At 52.7% G+C, this 237-nt stretch carries 1 protein-coding gene; it reads left to right on the plus strand.

The window, feature by feature from the left end; all coding sequences use genetic code 11:
- Positions 1–237 (plus strand): hypothetical protein (locus tag ACRHNM_RS18155; protein WP_431138023.1); only part of this gene is annotated, 237 nt, incomplete at both ends.

The raw sequence follows: 237 nt of genomic DNA on the forward strand, positions 1-237 counted from the left end.
GGGAATCTGCCGGTTTTGCAACCGGGTATCCGACTTCTGTCGACCTGTTCCTGAACACGCAGAACTTCGTTGACCAGGATGGTGCCTTTGTGGTTTCCAACACGGTATCCAACACCCTGGCCAACCCGAATATCAAGCCCGAGCGTTACGCCGAGTACGAATTAGGTTTGGAAGGGCGTTTCTTTAACTTCCTGACGCTGGATGTTTCCGCCTACAAGCGATTCACCAACGACCTGA

It is taken from the genome of Psychroserpens mesophilus, assembly GCF_050617655.1.
GTDB lineage: Bacteria > Bacteroidota > Bacteroidia > Flavobacteriales > Flavobacteriaceae > Psychroserpens > Psychroserpens mesophilus_A.